Origin of the sequence: Oxalobacter vibrioformis (assembly GCF_027118995.1) — a bacterium.
Taxonomy (GTDB): Bacteria; Pseudomonadota; Gammaproteobacteria; order Burkholderiales; family Burkholderiaceae_D; genus Oxalobacter; species Oxalobacter vibrioformis.
Window position 1 is genome coordinate 1311072 of sequence record NZ_CP098242.1, and the last position, 17744, is coordinate 1328815.

14 protein-coding genes and 1 pseudogene are annotated in these 17744 nt (G+C 50.0%); 4 read left to right on the forward strand and 11 right to left on the reverse strand.

All coding sequences use genetic code 11. From position 1 onward, the window contains the following. Positions 1-2712 carry a magnesium-translocating P-type ATPase gene (gene mgtA / locus NB640_RS06470; protein WP_269310410.1) on the reverse strand — a complete coding sequence of 904 codons (2712 nt, stop codon included), beginning with the start codon at positions 2710-2712 and terminating at the stop codon, positions 1-3. Positions 2713-2897: 185 nt separating this feature from the next. Here mgtA and NB640_RS06475 point away from each other — a divergent pair, with 185 nt between their 5' ends. Next, positions 2898-3149, forward strand: coding sequence for a DUF6139 family protein (locus NB640_RS06475; protein ID WP_269307932.1), 252 nt, complete (start codon positions 2898-2900; stop codon positions 3147-3149). Positions 3150-3200: 51 nt separating this feature from the next. Here NB640_RS06475 and NB640_RS06480 read toward each other — a convergent pair whose 3' ends face one another. Continuing rightward, positions 3201-5036 (reverse strand): aminopeptidase P family protein, encoded by a 1836-nt coding sequence (locus tag NB640_RS06480; RefSeq protein ID WP_269307934.1) that lies wholly within the window; start codon positions 5034-5036, stop codon positions 3201-3203. A 202-nt stretch (positions 5037-5238) separates the two neighbouring features. On the opposite strand from NB640_RS06480, the gene NB640_RS06485 reads away from it, so the two are divergent. Further along, positions 5239-5814 (forward strand): hypoxanthine-guanine phosphoribosyltransferase, encoded by a 576-nt coding sequence (locus NB640_RS06485; RefSeq protein ID WP_269307936.1) that lies wholly within the window; start codon positions 5239-5241, stop codon positions 5812-5814. A 12-nt stretch (positions 5815-5826) separates the two neighbouring features. Here the strand turns inward: NB640_RS06485 and NB640_RS06490 are convergent, their stop codons facing one another. The 4 genes from NB640_RS06490 to mnmG all read right to left on the reverse strand — a co-directional run bounded on the left by NB640_RS06490 (position 5827) and on the right by mnmG (position 10190). Next, complete coding sequence (locus NB640_RS06490) at positions 5827-6705, reverse strand: ParB/RepB/Spo0J family partition protein (protein ID WP_269307938.1); 879 nt, start codon at positions 6703-6705, stop codon at positions 5827-5829. 43 nt (positions 6706-6748) lie between these two features. Then, a complete protein-coding gene (locus tag NB640_RS06495; RefSeq protein WP_269307940.1) occupies positions 6749-7519 on the reverse strand; it encodes a ParA family protein in 771 nt (256 codons plus the stop codon). A 74-nt stretch (positions 7520-7593) separates the two neighbouring features. Then, positions 7594-8274 (reverse strand): 16S rRNA (guanine(527)-N(7))-methyltransferase RsmG, encoded by a 681-nt coding sequence (rsmG, locus tag NB640_RS06500; protein ID WP_332880203.1) that lies wholly within the window; start codon positions 8272-8274, stop codon positions 7594-7596. Next, the gene (gene mnmG / locus NB640_RS06505; RefSeq protein WP_269307941.1) at positions 8271-10190 is read right to left on the reverse strand and encodes a tRNA uridine-5-carboxymethylaminomethyl(34) synthesis enzyme MnmG; all 1920 of its coding nucleotides are present in this window, start codon (positions 10188-10190) and stop codon (positions 8271-8273) included. Before mnmG ends, rsmG begins: the two co-directional genes overlap by 4 nt. A 494-nt stretch (positions 10191-10684) precedes the next feature. On the opposite strand from mnmG, the pseudogene NB640_RS06510 reads away from it, so the two are divergent. Then, a pseudogene (locus tag NB640_RS06510) lies at positions 10685-11959 on the forward strand (malic enzyme-like NAD(P)-binding protein); the annotation flags it as partial. Between the two features lie 59 nt (positions 11960-12018). On the opposite strand, the gene pyrC reads toward NB640_RS06510, so the two are convergent. After that, positions 12019-13065 (reverse strand): dihydroorotase, encoded by a 1047-nt coding sequence (gene pyrC, locus NB640_RS06515; protein WP_269307942.1) that lies wholly within the window; start codon positions 13063-13065, stop codon positions 12019-12021. A 108-nt stretch (positions 13066-13173) separates the two neighbouring features. On the opposite strand from pyrC, the gene NB640_RS06520 reads away from it, so the two are divergent. Continuing rightward, positions 13174-13731 (forward strand): cob(I)yrinic acid a,c-diamide adenosyltransferase, encoded by a 558-nt coding sequence (locus NB640_RS06520; protein WP_269307943.1) that lies wholly within the window; start codon positions 13174-13176, stop codon positions 13729-13731. 28 nt (positions 13732-13759) lie between these two features. Here the strand turns inward: NB640_RS06520 and folE2 are convergent, their stop codons facing one another. The 4 genes from folE2 to NB640_RS06540 all read right to left on the reverse strand — a co-directional run bounded on the left by folE2 (position 13760) and on the right by NB640_RS06540 (position 17710). After that, complete coding sequence (gene folE2 / locus NB640_RS06525) at positions 13760-14566, reverse strand: GTP cyclohydrolase FolE2 (RefSeq protein WP_269310412.1); 807 nt, start codon at positions 14564-14566, stop codon at positions 13760-13762. A gap of 152 nt (positions 14567-14718) precedes the next feature. Beyond that, a complete protein-coding gene (gene dxs, locus NB640_RS06530; RefSeq protein WP_269310413.1) occupies positions 14719-16557 on the reverse strand; it encodes a 1-deoxy-D-xylulose-5-phosphate synthase in 1839 nt (612 codons plus the stop codon). Continuing rightward, positions 16557-17450, reverse strand: coding sequence for a polyprenyl synthetase family protein (locus NB640_RS06535; protein ID WP_269310414.1), 894 nt, complete (start codon positions 17448-17450; stop codon positions 16557-16559). The genes dxs and NB640_RS06535 overlap by 1 nt, the downstream gene beginning before the upstream one ends. Continuing rightward, on the reverse strand, positions 17450-17710 hold the full coding sequence (locus NB640_RS06540) for an exodeoxyribonuclease VII small subunit (RefSeq protein WP_269307944.1): 261 nt from the start codon (positions 17708-17710) through the stop codon (positions 17450-17452). The genes NB640_RS06535 and NB640_RS06540 overlap by 1 nt, the downstream gene beginning before the upstream one ends. Positions 17711-17744: the final 34 nt, after the last annotated feature.

Below are 17744 nucleotides of genomic sequence, written 5' to 3' on the forward strand. Positions count from 1 at the left end.
TTACTGCCATCCCCAGTAATGCTGATACCATTTTTTCATCAGTTGCGTCAAAACCATGTAACCAAGAAGAATCAGGGGCAAAAGCGCAAAATACAGTGGCGGAAGCGCCTCCATCCTGAAATACTCGGCCAGCGGCCCCATTGGAAGAAAAATACCTGTGCCCATGATAATGATGGTCGCGGCCATCAACGGCCATGCAGGCCGGCTCTGTATAAAAGGGATCTTTGGCGTACGGATCATGTGAACAATCAGGGTCTGGGTCAGCAAACCGACAACAAACCAGCCTGATTGAAAAAGCGCCTGTTTTTCCGGACTGCCGGCACCAAAAACAAACCACATCATCGCAAACGTCAATACATCGAAAATCGAACTGATGGGGCCAAAAAACAGCATGAAGCGCCCGATGTCGGCAGGCTGCCATCTCTGTGGTTTCTGTATCAAATCAGAATCGACATTATCAAACGGAATGGCCGTCTGGGAAATATCATAAAGCAGATTCTGTACCAGAAGCTGCAAAGGCAGCATGGGAAGAAAGGGCAAAAAAGCACTGGCAATCAGAACAGAAAAAACATTCCCGAAGTTGGAACTGGCGGTCATCTTGATATATTTGAGCATGTTCGCAAACGTGCGGCGCCCCTCCTGCACCCCTTCTTCCAGCACCATCAGGCTGTTTTCCAGCAAAATGATATCGGCGGCCTCTTTGGCAATATCAACACCAGTATCAACAGAAATACCAATATCCGCAGCACGCAGCGCCGAGGCGTCATTGATGCCATCGCCCATGAATCCGACAACATGTCCGTTCCGTTTGTACATGGCGACAATGCGTTCCTTGTGCAGGGGCGTCAGCCGTGCAAATATATTCTGGCTTTCAATAGCGCGGGCAAGGGTTTCATCATCCATGCCTTCGATATCTCCCCCCAGCAGCACACCGTGCATGGGCAGGCCGACGTCACGACAGACTTTTTCTGTCACCAGTTCATTGTCACCTGTCAGAACCTTGACCGAAATGCCATGCGCAGCCAGTGCCTGCAAGGCCGGGGCAGTACTTTCTTTGGGCGGATCAAGGAAAGCAACATATCCCATTAACGTGAGGCCGGATTCATCTGCGATACTGTATTGTTCTTTTTCGCCCGGAAACGTCTTTACTGCGACGGCCACAACACGGTATCCGTCAGCATTGAAATGAGCGGTAACCTCACGAACCCGGGAAAGCAGCTCCGGTGTCAGTTCTGTGATGCCATTCTGATCTTTCAGCGTTGAACAGCACGCCAGAATCTCATCGACCGCTCCTTTCGTTATCAGTAAATGCTGTGCCGCCTCTTTCGCAACCACCACTGACATGCGTCGCCGTGTAAAGTCAAAAGGAATTTCATCTACTTTTGAAAAATTTTCCTGCGCATTAACCTTCTGCTCCAGCACAGCCACGTCAAGCAGGTTTTTCAGTCCGGTTTCGTAGTAGCTGTTCAAATAAGTCAGTTCGAGAACCTCATCTGACATCTTTCCCCACACATCGACATGATGAGAAAGAAAGATTTTGTCCTGTGTCAATGTGCCTGTTTTATCCGTACACAGAATATCCATGGCGCCAAAATTCTGAATTGCACCCAGGCGCTTCACAATCACCTTTTTGCGTGACAGGAATACCGCCCCCTTAGCCAGGGTCGACGTCACGATCATGGGCAACATCTCCGGGGTCAAGCCAACCGCAATCGACAGGGCAAAAAGGAAAGCATCCAGCCAGTCATGCTTTGTAAAACCATTGATCAGGAGTACCAGCGGGGCCATGACAAACATAAAGCGGATCAAAAGCCAACTGACCCTGTTGACGCCCGTCTGAAAAGATGTCGGCGCACGATCTTCTGCAACAACCCTGCTTGCAAGTGCGCCGAAGTAAGTCCGGTTTCCTGTATGGATCACGATAGCTGTTGCAGAACCGGATACGATATTTGTTCCCATGAAGAGGATATTGTCCAGCTCCAGAGGATTCATGGTGCTGGCATCATGTAATTGAACCGCCTTTTCCACTGGCATGGATTCACCGGTCATCGCGGCCTGGGCAACAAAAAGATCTCTTGCCGCCAGCACACGGCAATCTGCCGGAATCATATCGCCAGCAGAAAGCCGGATCATATCGCCAGGAACGAGTAACCGGATAGGAATCTCGTATCGTGATGATGTCAGGACACCGCTATCGTCATCATGCTTTCTGATAACGCTTGTGGTGTTACTTACCATGGACTTCAGTTCATCTGCCGCCTTGTTTGATTTGACTTCCTGCCAAAAACGCAGCAGGGTCGCCAAGGCAACCATTATGCTGATTACCACTGTTGCCGTCAGATCTCCAGTGATACAGGAAATGACCGCCAGCAATGTCAGCAACAGACTGAAAGGATTGCAGTAGCAGTGCCATAGATGCGCCCACCAGGGCAAGGGTTTTTCGTGTTCGATTTCATTGAAACCGCTTTGCGCACGCATCGCTTCAGCTTGCGTTTCAGACAAGCCGCCCGGATCACTGTTTAACTGTGCGAAAACCGTTTCTGGAGTATGCCTTGCGATAGATACGAGGATTTGCGCCTGCTCCGGCGGCATATTCCGGCTGACTGTTGTATGCATCAGGGATTCAAAAAGTATGAGGCGCTGAAAATGGCGTCCCAGGTGACGATGACGAAGAAAAGGGACAAAAAGGTTTTTCAGTGAAGACATGCGCATCTTTACTCCCATCCCTGATTCATCCGATCCCTGCTTTTTGGCAAACATTAACCTGATTTCAGATATCTGGGTGCATTGTATTCTTTTCTTATCTGTCGTATAAATAAAAAAGATGGATACCGCTCACAGGCCGCCTGTTCAAGATGCTGAATTCATTTGTTTCAAAACATACCAGGAGAACGTACATGAGAGTAGATATTTTTCGCCGGGAAGAGCGGGAGAATAATTTTTCCTACCTGATCGTGCCGGAAGGCCGGCTTATCCCGGCAGAAGCGGCCAATATCGACTGGGAAATGGATGCCAGAGGCGTCGACCTGAATATCGATCTGGAATCACTGGATGAATATTCCATTATCCAGCCGGCAAAACAGATACAAACCAAAGGCTATGCCATTTCCACCTCTGCCAGCATTCCCGGTGTGGATGGTCATATCTGAGAAGGGTTTTCCCAAGAAAAGCGGCTTTCCATGAAAAGGAAAGCCGCTTTTTTATCCCGCCAGCCCCTGGGCTGCCAGCGGCTGGGTTCGGGATAACAACCACGCTTTTGCCGCATCGGACAACAACGGCAACAATCGCTGCCGAACGTCAATGTGATAGCGGTTGAGCCAGGCAATCTCGGCATGAGTCAACAGGGATACCTCAATACATCTCGCATCAAAGGGGCATAAGGTCAGGGTTTCAAAGTTCAGATATTCCCCGAATGCCGTTGTCTCTGCCTTGCGATTGACAACCAGATTCTCCAGGCGGATGCCCCACTGTCCGGGACGATAAACACCCGGCTCAATGGAGGTGATCATCCCCTCCTCCATGGCGGTATGGACATCCGGCATGGCATGATAGGAAATGGATTGCGGTCCCTCATGCACATTCAGGAAATAACCGATGCCGTGCCCGGTGCCATGACCATAATCCAGCCCATGCTGCCACAACGGTGCCCGGGCAACCGCATCCAGCATGGCGGCGCGGATAGCACGTGGAAAGCAGATGGATGACAGGGCAATCAGTCCCTTGAGCACGAGGGTATAGTCCTGTTTCTGTTCGGGTGATGGCTTTCCAACCGGCACAACGCGCGTGATATCGGTTGTGCCGCCCGGATACTGTCCCCCGGAATCAATCAGCAGCAGGCCCGGGCGGTCAATTACGGCAAAGTCATCCGGTGTCGCACGATAATGCGGCAATGCGCCATTCTCATTGAAACCCGCAATCGTATCAAAACTCAGGCTGACAAAACCGGGACGCGCTTTCCTGTATGCCTCGATTTTTTCAGCAACGGTCAGTTCTGTTATCGTTTCTCCCTTCTCCATGGCATCTTCAAACCAGACAAAAAATTCACACAGGGCGGCACCATCCTGCTCCATGGTCTGTCGGATATGTGCCACTTCGCTTTGCGCCTTGCGTGATTTCAGCAATACCGAGGGATTGATGGATTCCACTATCCGTATGTTGCTGTTAATGGCGGAAAACATGCCGATGGTTATCCGACGGGGATCAACCAGTAATACGGTTTCTGCCGGTAAGGCAGCGAGTGCCGCCACCACACTGTCATACGGCTGTATGACAATCCCGTCTGAGGCCATCTGCTGCTGCAATTTTAGAGGGACTTTCAACCTGTCAATAAAGAGTGTCGCCTGATCCGTACCGACCAGCAGATGGGAAATAAAAAGCGGATTGAATGCGATATCAGCGCCGCGCAGATTCAAAAGCCAGGCAATATCATCCAGTGTCGAAATAACATGCGACGTCGCCCCTGCCGCAGAAAGACTGTCGCGCAAAAGCTGCAGCTTCTCCACACGGCTCAACGCAACCATACCGGCCATATGCTCATATACCGGAAACGAAGGCAAAACAGGGCGTTCCTGCCAGAGGCCATCAATCAGATCACAGTCCATCCTGAGCTGCAACGTTGATGAAAGCAGCTTTTCCTTCAGTTGCCTTGCGGTGGCAAGACTGACAAGACGCCCGTCCAGAGCAACCGTCATGCCATCATCCAGATGAGCGGACAGCCACTCAGCGTAGGCCAGAGGATTGCTGCCCGGCATCCTCATCAGGACAATACCCGTCCCCGAGAGCTGCTTTTCGGCCTGAACCCAGTACCGGCTGTCTGTCCATAATCCCGCAAAGTCGTCCGTTACAACCAGAGAGCCTGCAGAACCATCAAACCCCGACAACCACTGCCGACTCTGCCAGTGTAACGGCAGATATTCGGACAGGTGCGGATCAGAAGAAAGCACGATATAAGCCGCGATACCCGCTTTTTTCATGGCCTGGCGTAACCGGCTGATTCGACTGGCTATCATGGCCGTTGATACCGGATTGACTTCCATTCTCTTTATACCTCCCTGTGGTTTTTCCTTCCAGACGCTACCTGGATAACAGTCTTTGTCCCCATAACAGGTGTTGGGTATTTAAACTTGTTTTAAATTGTAAATCCTGCATAATTCTATAACTGATATGGCAGGAAATGCCGGGAAGCGGCGCTTTTATCCTGTTTTGATCAGCGTTTATCAATTTTCATGAGCAAAAGCAATGGATTCTCATAACGAACGCGCCAAAAAAATCCTGCAAAAAACCGAACAGGTTTGCTCCCCTGAAGAAGTACAGGCTGCGGTCAACAAGGTCGCCACCGAGCTCAATGAACGTTTCAATCATGTTGAAACAGATTCATTTCCCTTGTTTCTTAGCGTCATGGGTGGTGCCGTTATTTTTTCGGGGCAATTGCTCCCCAAGCTGAACTTTCCCCTGGAATTCGACTTTATTCATGTATCCCGTTATGGCAGTGAAGAGCATGGCAGCGAGGTGATATGGAAAGTCATTCCCCGCCAGAATGTCATGAACCGCATCATCGTTGTTCTGGATGATATTCTGGATGAAGGCGAAACACTGGCGCATGTCCAGAAACGCCTGCTGGAAATGGGAGCTGCCAAGGTGATCCTGGCGGTTTTTGGCGATAAACAACTTAACGCGAAAAAGCCGGTCACCCCAGATCATGTCGGCATGACACTGCCCAACCGGTTTGTCATCGGGTTTGGAATGGATATTGAAGGTTACTGGCGCAACCTGCCGGACATCCGGGCGCTTACTGTCGACCCGCTTGTGATCTGATCAAAAACCCTGTCATGCCAACGGACGCAATCGCTGTATCACACCATCCAGCACATCCAGATCAGCAAAATCAATCAGCATCTGGCCGCGTCCTTTGGCATTGACCCGAAAAGACACCCTGGTGGCCAGCATGTCCGACAGTTCTTCTTCGAGCCGCGTGATATCGGCGGATTTTACCTTTTCCTTTTTCCTGTCGATGGCTGATTTGTCCGATAATTCGCGTGCAACCAGTTTTTCTGTTTCCCTGACAGACAGCCTTTTCGCAACAACCTGGGTAGCCAGAGTAATCTGGGCAGCACCATCTGCAGCCAGCAGCGCCCTTGCATGTCCCATATCGATATCACCGGCCATCAGCATGGTTTGAACCGGCCTGGCCAGATTCATCAAACGCAGCAGATTTGATACGGCACTGCGGGAACGGCCAACCGCATTGGCCGCCTGTTCATGTGTAAACCCGAAATCCGTTATCAGGCGGTGAATACCCTGTGCCTCTTCCAGCGGATTGAGGTCCTCGCGCTGCATGTTTTCAATGAGCGCCATGGCGGCAGCCGTCTGGTCATCCACATCCTTGACCAGCGCCGGGATATGATCCAGTCCTGCCAGTTGTGCCGCCCGATAACGCCTTTCACCGGCAATAATCTCATAACGGTCAGCACCCTCTTTCTGGCCGACCCGCCTGACCAGAATCGGCTGCATGACGCCCTGCTCCCGAATGGACTGGGCCAGCTCATTCAATGCCCCTTCATCCATACGCGAACGCGGCTGGTATTTGCCTGCCTGCAGCATGGCAACCGGCACGCTCGAAAGGTCACCCTTGTCCGGAGAAAAATCAGGGACCGATCCAAGCAATACCTCCAGTCCTCTTCCCAACCCTTTTTTCTTTTTCGTCATCTTGTCTTTATCCTGAAAAACCGTATTATTTTGTGCCCGATGATTATCGGCGATCCAACCAGGTCAGCATCTCATTGCCGAAATCAATATACGCCTGGGCTCCCCTTGAGGAAGGGTCAAACGCAATACCGGGCATGCCATATGAAGGCGCCTCGGCCAGCCGGACATTGCGTGGAATAACTGTTTTGAATACCTTGTCGCCAAAATGGTGTTCCAGTTGGGCGGACACATGCTGTGAGAGGGTTGCCCGCTTGTCAAACATGACCCGCAACAACCCGATAATCTGCAGGTCCCGGTTGAGATTGGCGTGCACATGCTTGATGGTATTGACCAGGTCAGACAATCCTTCCAGTGCATAATATTCACACTGCATGGGAATGATGACCCCGTCTGCCGCGCACAGGCCGTTAATCGTCAGCATGGAAAGCGCTGGCGGGCAGTCAATCAGAATAAAATCATACTGATCATTGACCTGTTGCAGCGCTTCTTTCAGCCGGTGTTCCCTCTGGTCCATGTCGACCAGTTCCACCTCTGCACCAGCCAGATCCCGGTTTGAAGGCAATACGTCAAACCCCCCGCTCTCTGAGAGCTGCCTTGCGCCGGATACATCTGACAACCCCAATAAAACCTGGTAAACCGAATTATCCAGATCCGCCTTCTGGATACCGGAACCCATCGTGGCATTTCCCTGAGGATCCAGATCAATTAAAAGGACACGCTGCTCAAGACGGGCAAGTCCGGCGGCGAGATTCACGGTTGTCGTGGTTTTGCCAACACCACCTTTTTGATTCGCTATACAGAAAATTCGAGCCATGGGTTTGTCGTCCAGCGAGTAATAACGGGTTCAAAACAGTGTCCCTGCATGTCGCGGGAACAGTCGAAAATCAGTCAGGCAGGCTCTTCTTCCATGACAATCAGGTGCCGCTCTGCATCAAGGAATGGAACTTTCAATGGTACAACAGCCTGTACTTTCAATCCAGCAGGAAGCGCCGCCATTTCCTTTTCAGGCAATGTCCCCTTCATGGCATAAAACTTCCCGGCATCCGCCAGAAGGTGCCCGGATAATTCCACAAACTGGGATAAGTCAGAAAATGCGCGCGAAATGATCACATCAAATTTTTCGGGTATCCGCAGTTTCTCAACACGGCCGGTATGTACGGTCACGTTTTTGAGGCGCAGCTCCGCCTTCACCTGGGACAGGAACGCCGTTTTCTTCTGCACGGCATCAATCAGCGAAATGGCGGTTTCCGGATAAAGAATAGCCAGTACGATACCCGGCAACCCGGCACCAGCCCCCACATCGAGAATATGCCTGCCTTCTTTCAAGGCCGGCACAACCGCCAGGGAATCCAGAAGATGATGTGTAATCATGGCCTCCGGAGAACGGATCGCAGTCAGGTTGTACACTGTATTCCATCGCGAAAGCAGGGTGAGGTATGCCAGCAATTGAGTGATCATGGACTCATCCAGGTCAATCCCGATTTCCCGGCTCCCTTCTACCAGCATTTCCTCCAGCTGATCAGAACGGTAAAACGGCGTTCCTGCAGTCAACGCTTTCGCCATACTCATGCTTCCGCCTCCGCAAAATCAACCAACCCGCGTTTTTTCAGATATACCAACAGCAAAGAAATTGCTGCCGGCGTCACGCCCGAAATGCGCGAAGCCTGCCCCAGTGTTTCAGGACGCTGCACATCCAGTTTTTGCCGTACCTCCATGGAAAGCGCAGAAACCTCTGCATATTGCATATCATCCGGGAACCGAAGATTTTCATAATACTGCTGCCGGCGAACTTCCTTCAGCTGTCTTTCTATATAACCCGCATACTTTATCTGGATTTCAATCTGTTCTCTTACCGCTTTTTCAAGATCATCATCCGGTGCCCAGTTTTTCCCTTCCCTGGAAGTCAGGCTCATCAAATTTTCATAATTGACATCCGGACGCCGCAATAGATCCGCCAAGGTATATTCTCTTTCAATTGTCTTGCCGATAACCCGTGATGCCTCATGCTGATCGATCATATGAGGATGTACCCAGGTTGATTTCATCCGTTCTATTTCTCGGGCTATTTTTTCCCTTTTCCTTTCAAACATTTCCCAGTGTTCCTGGCTGATGCAACCCATCCGGTACGCTGTTTCTGTCAGGCGAATATCCGCATTATCTTCCCGCAGGCTCAAACGATATTCAGCCCTGCTGGTAAACATACGATAAGGTTCCTGTACTCCTTGCGTCACCAAGTCATCCACCATGACACCCATATAGGCTTCATTTCGTTTTGGCACCCATGCCTCAAGATCATCAATAAAACGACAGGCATTAATTCCCGCCAGCAATCCCTGGGCGGCAGCTTCCTCGTAACCCGTTGTGCCATTAATCTGGCCGGCAAAATAAAGTCCCTTGATTTGTTTTGTTTCCAAAGAAGCCTTCAGACTGCGCGGATCAAAATAATCATATTCAATAGCATATCCTGGTCTGAGGATATGCGCGTTTTCCATCCCTTTCATGGTACGCACAAGATCTATCTGCATATCAAAAGGCAAACTGGTTGAAATCCCATTGGGATAATATTCATGCGTATGTAAACCTTCCGGCTCCAAAAAAATCTGATGGGAATTTCTATCAGAAAACCGATGGATTTTATCTTCAATGGAAGGACAATACCGCGGACCAATTCCCTCTATCATGCCGGTAAACATTGGACTTCTATCCAGACCAGCCCGGATAATATCATGTGTTTCCGTGTTTGTATGGGTAATCCAGCAGGGCATCTGGGCAGGATGCATATCCGAATCACCCCTAAAAGAAAATACAGGAATAGGATCAAGATCACCATCCTGTCGATCCATCACATCAAAATTAATCGTTTTTCCATCAATACGCGGTGGCGTTCCGGTTTTTAATCTACCCTGAGGCAAGGCCATATCCCGCAAACGGTGTGCCAGTGCAACAGCAGGTGCATCACCTGCTCTGCCACCTGGGTGTGAATGTAATCCAATAAATATCATTCCATCCAGAAAGGTACCCACCGTTAAAATAACCACCTTCCCCTTAAAACGTACACTGCCTTCCGTCGCCACCCCAACAACCCGATCTCCCTCGACAATAAGATCATCCACCTGCTGTTGGAATAAAAGCAGATTTTTTTGATTTTCCAATCGATAACGGATTGATTGGCGATAAAGATTCCGATCAATTTGTGCACGCGTTGCCCTAACAGCTGGCCCCTTGGAAGAATTCAAAATCCTGAACTGAATCCCAGCTTCATCAGAAGCCAGTGCCATAACACCACCCATTGCATCTACTTCTCGGACCAAGTGCCCTTTTCCAATACCCCCAATAGAGGGGTTACAGGATAACTGACCCAACGTTTCAAAACTATGCGTAACCAACAGAGTTTGTTTACCCATACGAGCCGCAACCAGTGCTGCTTCTGTACCAGCATGCCCACCACCAACAACAATTACATCAAACTGCTCAGGAAAAACCATAATTTAATAATGTTTCACGTGAAACATTCCAACTTTATCTTTATCGTGAAAATAATATGAACGTAAAATATAAAAAATATTTCAGACACTATCATATTAAAAGAAAGAAATTAATCAGAGATTTTATCTTAATATTATATATTTGTTAATGTTATCAAAGTAATAATATTAACGATCTGTGGATAATTTTGTTAATAAACAGTTAATTATCTGGGTATAAAAGCAGTATTTTGAATTGACTGGTTTTTATCCAACTTTATTACAAAGTTCTTCTTGGGGTTAAGAATACTATAACTTTTTGATTTTAAGAACTATTTATTACTTTTCCACAGAATTGACATACCTTTATTAATCTTATTCTTATATAAAGAATATTATTAATAAAAACGGGAAGTCATTTTAATTCAAAATGAAATTAAATTTTTTTAATCAGGCATCTGATAGAATCTTTGTCTTGATTGGAATCACGATGTATTTTCTCTAGAGGCATAAATATGAATTCACAAGAACAGAAAAAAGAACAGCTCAGGCAAAGTGCGCTGACTTTTCACCAGAATCCCGTTCCTGGAAAAATCAGTGTGGAACCATCCAAACAGGTCAATAACCAGAATGACCTTGCACTGGCCTATACCCCGGGCGTAGCTTCTGCCTGTGAGGAAATTCATAAAGATCCTGCCACAGCCTATCAGTACACGACAAAAGGCAATCTGGTAGCGGTGATTTCTAATGGAACGGCAGTACTGGGACTGGGTAATATTGGTGCGTTAGCCTCCAAACCTGTTATGGAAGGCAAAGGCGTCCTGTTCAAAAAATTTGCCGGAATTAACGTTTTTGATCTGGAAGTGGATGAACTTGATCCGGATAAATTCTGTGATATTGTCGCTGCGCTGGAGCCGACATTTGGTGGAATCAACCTTGAGGATATTCGTGCGCCCGAGTGTTTTTATATTGAGCGCACGTTGCGGGAAAGAATGAATATCCCTGTTTTCCACGATGACCAGCACGGTACGGCAATTGTGGTTGGTGCGGCCATTTTAAATGCGCTGAAAATGGTGGGAAAAAATATTGAAACCAGCAAGCTGGTCGTATCAGGTGCCGGGGCAGGTGCCCTGGGGTGTCTGGAACTGCTGGTTGATCTCGGGTTTCCTCTCAAAAATATCTGGGTGACAGATATTGAAGGGGTTGTCTATAAGGGCAGAAAAGCATTGATGGATCCTGACAAGGAAGTTTATGCGCAGGATACCCCCCACCGTACCCTGACAGATGTCATTTCTGATGCGGATGTTTTTCTTGGGCTCTCTGCAGGCAATGTGTTAAAAGCGGAAATGGTCAGGATGATGGCAGACAAGCCGGTTATTCTTGCGCTGGCCAATCCTGTGCCTGAAATCCTGCCTGAAGTGGCAAAAGAAGCCCGACCGGATGTAGTGATGGCAACCGGACGGTCTGATTATCCAAACCAGGTAAATAATTCGCTGTGCTTTCCTTATATTTTCAGGGGGGCGCTGGATTGCCAGGCCAGTACCATCAACAAGGAAATGGAATTGGCTGCAATGCGGGCGCTGGCTGCCCTGGCAGAAGAAAAGGTCCAGCCGGAACTGGAGGTTATGTATGGCAGAAAATTCGAATTTGGCCCGGAATACTTCCTGCCCATGCAGTTTGATACCCGCCTGTTATCCAGGATAGCGCCTGCGGTGGTACAGGCAGCGATGAATTCAGGCGTGGCAAGGCAGCCAATTACTGATATGGCAGCTTACCGGAAAAAACTGGAAGCAGCTTCCTGACAAAGGCTTTTTACCCAAAAATCCCTGCATATAAGTGCGGGGGTTTTTCAGATTTTTTTCCATTCCAGCGTCTGACCTGCCATTAAAGGGACTACGCTGTCCTTTCCGAAAGGAAGGGCTTCAGGAATCAACCATGGCTGTCTTGCCAGGGTGATTTTTTCCGTATTAGGGGGTAAACCGTAAAACCGGGCACCATTTATGCTGGCAAAGGCTTCAAAGCGCTCCAGCGCATTATTCTCATCAAAGGCTTTGGCATACAGTTCGATAGCATGCAGGGCGGTATAGCACCCTGCACAGCCGCAGGCGTTTTCTTTCAGGTCTTTTGCATGAGGGGCTGAATCCGTGCCAATGAAAAAACGGCTGTTGCCGCTTGTCGCTGCCTTGATGAGTGCTTTCCGGTTTTCTTCTCTTTTGAGAACCGGCAGGCAATAGTAATGCGGGCAGATACCGCCGGTAAATAGCGCATTGCGGTTAAAAAGAAGATGGTGAGCCGTAATGGTTGCACCAATCCTGTCATCGGCCTGTGCCACGTACTGTGCCGCTTCTTTGGTTGTGATATGTTCAAAGACAATGCGGAGTTCGGGCAGGGCTTTCCTGAGAGGTAGCAGTACCCGGTCAATGAAAACCGCTTCCCTGTCAAAAATATCAATTTCCGGATCGGTTACCTCACCATGCATCAGAAGCGGCAAGCCATGAAGCTGCATGGCTTCCAGTGTTTTCATACATTTTGCAATATCGGTAACACCGGCATCTGAATTGGTTGTTGCACCGGCCGGATAGAGTTTTACGGCATAAACAATGCCGCTTTCCCTGGCTTTTCTGATTTCATCCGGTGATGTGTTGTCTGTCAGATAAAGGGTCATCAGGGGTTCAAACCCGGAAGCGGAAGGAATAGCGGCACAAATCTGCTTGCGGTAAGCTATGGCTTGACCGGTTGTTGTGACAGGCGGACGCAGATTAGGCATGATGATGGCCCGCTTGAACTGGGCGGCAGAGTGCCCGATAACGGATTGGAGGGTATCACCATCTCTTAAGTGCAGGTGCCAGTCATCCGGCCTGGTGATTTCGATTCGGTCAATTCGAGTTTGTGACATGCAAAATCTTTCTCATAAGATATTGGTTGATCTTAAGCGTGTATTTTACTTTGTACACCGGGATAACGTATGCTCATGTCAGTTATATAAGGCATGAGGGAGGGAAATATGTTTAAAAAAACCATCAGAATTATGACCAGAATGGGTGATGGCGGTATGACGACATTGGCTGACGGCAGCCGGGTGGCAAAATCCAGCCCGCGTATTGAGGCAATTGGTAGTGTGGACGAGCTCAACTCCCTGATTGGTTTGCTGCTTTCTGAAAACCTGTCTGCTGAAATCGAATCGGAACTGATAGCCATACAGAATGATCTCTTTGATATCGGTGCCGAACTGGCCGGCTCTCCCCAAAAACTGACGGGAGAAGACAAGGTGGTACGCCTGGAAAACCAGGCACAAAAATATGATGCCAATCTGTTGTCCCTGCAGGGATTTATCCTGCCAGGCGGGATACGGGAAGGCGCTCTGCTGCATTATGCTCGCAGTGTCTGTCGCCGCACTGAACGCTCGATTTTTGTGCTGGCCGAATCAGAAAACATTTCTGAAGCGATCGGGAAATATCTCAACCGGCTCTCGGACCTGCTTTTTATCTATGCGCGGGTTGTAAACCGGGAAGCCGGGAAACCGGATCGACTGTGGCAGAAAAGTAAAAACGACGCTGTGTGAGCGTCGTTTTTACAGAAAACAGCGTTGTTCAAGCCCTTTTATCACATTCGATCAGGGCATAAGCGGAATGGTTATGTATGGATTCGAAATTTTCCGCTTCGAGGGTATATGCCATCACACGGTCGTCCGCATTCAATACACCTGCCACATCGCGAACCAGATCCTCAACAAATTTGGGGTTTTCGTAGGCGCGTTCGGTGACAAATTTTTCATCCGGGCGCTTTAACAACCCGTAAAGTTCACAGGACCCTTGCTTTTCAATGCCCGCAATCAGTTCTTCCACCGGGAAATCGGATGTTAACAGCGCATTGACAGTGATATGTGACCGCTGATTATGGGCGCCATAAGCGGAAATTTCCCGTGAGCAGGGACAAAGGCTGGTGACCGGAACAAGGACTTTCTGCCAGATTTCCACATTGCCGGACCTGATTTCGCAGGTTAATGTGATTTCATAATCCAGCAGGCTTTCCACCTGGGAGACGGGCGCCGCTTTTTTGACGAAATAAGGAAAGGTGACTTCAATCCGTCCTTCTGAAGCATCCAGCAGCTTCAGCATGTTTTTGACCAGTCCGGTAAAGCATGCGACATCCAGTGCGGGCGCTTTTTCCCTATTGGTTTCCTCCAGCAGGGCAATAAAACGGGACATGTGCGTGCCCTTTTTATCTTCGGGCAACTGCACGTACATGTTCCAGGTACCCACAGTGGGCTGGATGCCGGAGGCGGTTTTTATCCGGAAGGGGTGCCTGACGCCCTTGACACCGACTCGCTGTATGGCGATCCGCCTAGTATCGGTTGAGCTTTGCACATCCGGGATAGTAATGTTTTCCAGATTCATAGTCGTATCTGATACCGCATCGGATGTACAGCCTGCTGAAACCCTGTCCCAGTCTGCCGCATAAGTGCATGTATCGCGTAAATTCATGATAAAGCCTTTAAAGGTACATCAACTGCACCTGTTTTTTCAAATTCCCTGAAGCGTTGCCTCGGTTATTCTGCGGGAAACCGTTCCCTGATGGTTTCCACAATCCCGTCTGCGTCCAGCCTGTGCAGGGAGAGGAGTTGCCCGACTTCACCATGTTCGATAAATTCATCGGGCAGGCCCAGCATCATTACCGGCAGCGTGATTCCCGCTTCAGAGAGATATTCCGCTACTGCTGCACCGGCGCCGCCTGCAATGGTTCCTTCTTCAAGGGTGACAAATGCGGTATGTGTTTCTGCCATTTCCAGAATCAGGTCTTCATCCAGTGGTTTGACAAAGCGCATGTTGACGACGGTTGCATCCAGCTTTTCTGCTGCCTGTAATGCCGGGGCAAGCATGCTGCCAAAAGCCAGTATGGCAATGGTTCGGCCTTCGCGCCGTTTTTCTGCCTTGCCAACCGGTATCGTGGCGAAGTCTTCACTGACCGGTACACCGGGGCCATGACCCCGCGGATAGCGAACCGCTGCGGGTCCATTATAGTGGAAAGCTGTGGAAAGCATTTGACGCGACTCATTTTCGTCAGCTGGCGCCATGATGACCATATTGGGAATACAGCGCAGGTAGGCCATATCGTAGTTGCCGGCGTGGGTTGCGCCATCGGCGCCTACCAGACCGGCCCGGTCAAGGGCAAAGGTGACATCCAGATTCTGCAGGGCGACATCATGAATCAGCTGATCATAGGCGCGCTGGAGAAAGGTGGAATAGATGGCTACAACCGGCTTGAGTCCTTCACAGGCCAGTCCGGCAGCAAAGGTCACTGCATGTTGTTCAGCAATACCCACATCAAAATAGCGGTCCGGATATTGCGATGCAAACTGCACCATGCCGGAACCTTCCCGCATGGCAGGGGTAATGCCGACAAGACGGTTGTCCTGAAATGCCGTGTCGCACAGCCACTTGCCAAAAACATCCGTGTAGGCGGGACGTGCAGAAACAACCGGTTTGACGCCTTCTTCCGGGCTGAATTTGCCCAATCCGTGATACAGGATCGGATCAGCTTCTGCCAGCTTGTATCCCTGCCCTTTTTTGGTCACCACATGCAGGAACTGCGGACCGTCAAGCTGTTTGAGGTTTTGCAGGGTCGGAATCAGGGAATCCAGGTCATGACCATCAATGGGACCGATATAATTGAAGCCGAATTCCTCAAAAAGCGTTGCCGGCACAATCATGCCCTTGGCATGTTCTTCAAGGCGTTTGGCAATTTCCTGTACCGGCGTGGGAAGCATTTTCCCGACATTTCTGGCGGCAGTATAGAATTTGCCGGATATCAGGCGTGCCAGATGACGATTCAAGGCGCCGACCGGTGGGGAAATGGACATGTCATTATCATTGAGTATCACCAGCATTTTAATGTTTTCATAAACACCGGCGTTATTCAGTGCTTCAAAAGCCATGCCACCCGTCAAGGCGCCGTCACCGATAACGGCAATGGAGTGATAGGTTTCCTCCTTGAGCCGGGCAGCCATCGCCATTCCCAAGGCGGCGGAAATGGACGTGGAAGAGTGTGCAGTGCCAAATGCGTCATACTCGCTTTCCGAGCGCCTGGGAAAGCCGGACATGCCATTGAGCTGGCGCAGGGTTTTCATCTGTTCGCGCCGTCCGGTCAGGATTTTGTGCGGATAACTCTGGTGGCCGACATCCCATACCAGGCGATCCACCGGCGTATTGAAGACATAATGCAGTGCGATGGTGAGCTCGATGGTTCCCAGGTTGGAAGAAAGATGGCCTCCGGTACGGGAGACGGACTGGATGATGAATTCACGCAGTTCAGCTGCCAGCCGGTCCAGTTGCGAACGCTGCAGTTTGCGCAGATCTGACGGATCATTAATCGTGCTGAGCAGATTCATCATTTATCCCGCTGCACGATCAGGTCGGCAAGCTGCCTTAACCGGTCTGCTTTTTCATCAAACAGGCCCAGTGCCTGATGGGCATCAAGCCGGAGTTTTTCCGCCAGCGCCCTTGACTGGTCCAGCCCGAGAATCGAGACATAGGTTGGCTTGTCATCGGCTGCATCCTTGCCTGCCGTTTTGCCGAGGGTTTCAGAATCCGCTGTTGCATCCAGAATATCGTCGACCACCTGAAAGGCGAGGCCAATGGCTTTGGTATAGGCTTGAAGCGCCCGGGCTTCATCCGTACCGGGGAAACGCCCGCAAAGACAACCCAGAAAAACGGAAGCCTCAAGCAGGGCACCCGTTTTGAGGCCGTGCATCTGTTCGAGCTGTTCCAGGGAAAGGTTGTGCCCAACGCTTGCCAGATCAATGGCCTGTCCGCCGCACATGCCAAGTGACCCTGCGGCTTCGCTCAGTATCTGCAGCATCTGGATGGTGCGTTCAGGGTCAATCTCCTGCCGTGAAAGGATGGTGAATGCCTGGGACTGGAGTGCATCGCCAGCCAAAAGCGCCGTGGCTTCATCGTACTGGACATGAACAGTCGGTTTGCCCCGCCGTAGCACATCATTATCCATGCAGGGCATATCGTCATGAACGAGTGAATAAGCATGAATCATTTCAACGGCAGCCCCGGCGCGTGCCATGGCGGCATGAGGGGCATCAAAAAGGACGCCTGCGGCAAATACCAGCAGGGGGCGAACACGTTTTCCGCCATCCAGGACAGCATAACGCATGGCATCATGCAGGCGCTCAGGTGTTTGGGTTGCAGCAGGAAGCAGGGTCGACAGCGTTTCTTCCATTGTCGTCTGTACAGACTGCATCCAGTCTTCAAAAGAAATCCGGTCTGCCATCATTTGCTTTCGGTTGCACTGTCCGGTTCAAAGGGCTTAAGCATCTCCTTGTCCAGGACTTCGATTTGCCGGTCGACTTTTTCCAGTTGGGCGGTACAGTATCGCACCAGTTCCACGCCACGCTGGTAAGCGGTAATGGATGCTTCAAGCGGCAGTTCCCCTTCCTCAAGCTGGGCAACAAGACGGCTCAGTTCGGCCATGGCGGATTCAAAGGATTCAATTTTTGTTTTGTCAGTGTTTTTTTCAGTTTTATCGGACATGAAAACGATCCATTCAACAGTTCTGGCAGCAGGT

Excerpts from the sequence above, each read along its gene's own strand:
- mgtA (WP_269310410.1), bottom strand. The coding sequence starts at position 2,712 with ATGCGCATGTCTTCACTGAAAAACCTTTTTGTCCCTTTTCTTCGTCAT.
- NB640_RS06475 (WP_269307932.1), top strand. The coding sequence starts at position 2,898 with ATGAGAGTAGATATTTTTCGCCGGGAAGAGCGGGAGAATAATTTTTCC.
- NB640_RS06480 (WP_269307934.1), bottom strand. The coding sequence starts at position 5,036 with ATGGAAGTCAATCCGGTATCAACGGCCATGATAGCCAGTCGAATCAGC.
- NB640_RS06485 (WP_269307936.1), top strand. The coding sequence starts at position 5,239 with ATGGATTCTCATAACGAACGCGCCAAAAAAATCCTGCAAAAAACCGAA.
- NB640_RS06490 (WP_269307938.1), bottom strand. The coding sequence starts at position 6,705 with ATGACGAAAAAGAAAAAAGGGTTGGGAAGAGGACTGGAGGTATTGCTT.
- NB640_RS06495 (WP_269307940.1), bottom strand. The coding sequence starts at position 7,519 with ATGGCTCGAATTTTCTGTATAGCGAATCAAAAAGGTGGTGTTGGCAAA.
- rsmG (WP_332880203.1), bottom strand. The coding sequence starts at position 8,274 with ATGAGTATGGCGAAAGCGTTGACTGCAGGAACGCCGTTTTACCGTTCT.
- mnmG (WP_269307941.1), bottom strand. The coding sequence starts at position 10,190 with ATGGTTTTTCCTGAGCAGTTTGATGTAATTGTTGTTGGTGGTGGGCAT.
- pyrC (WP_269307942.1), bottom strand. The coding sequence starts at position 13,065 with ATGTCACAAACTCGAATTGACCGAATCGAAATCACCAGGCCGGATGAC.
- NB640_RS06520 (WP_269307943.1), top strand. The coding sequence starts at position 13,174 with ATGTTTAAAAAAACCATCAGAATTATGACCAGAATGGGTGATGGCGGT.
- folE2 (WP_269310412.1), bottom strand. The coding sequence starts at position 14,566 with ATGAATCTGGAAAACATTACTATCCCGGATGTGCAAAGCTCAACCGAT.
- dxs (WP_269310413.1), bottom strand. The coding sequence starts at position 16,557 with ATGAATCTGCTCAGCACGATTAATGATCCGTCAGATCTGCGCAAACTG.
- NB640_RS06535 (WP_269310414.1), bottom strand. The coding sequence starts at position 17,450 with ATGGCAGACCGGATTTCTTTTGAAGACTGGATGCAGTCTGTACAGACG.
- NB640_RS06540 (WP_269307944.1), bottom strand. The coding sequence starts at position 17,710 with ATGTCCGATAAAACTGAAAAAAACACTGACAAAACAAAAATTGAATCC.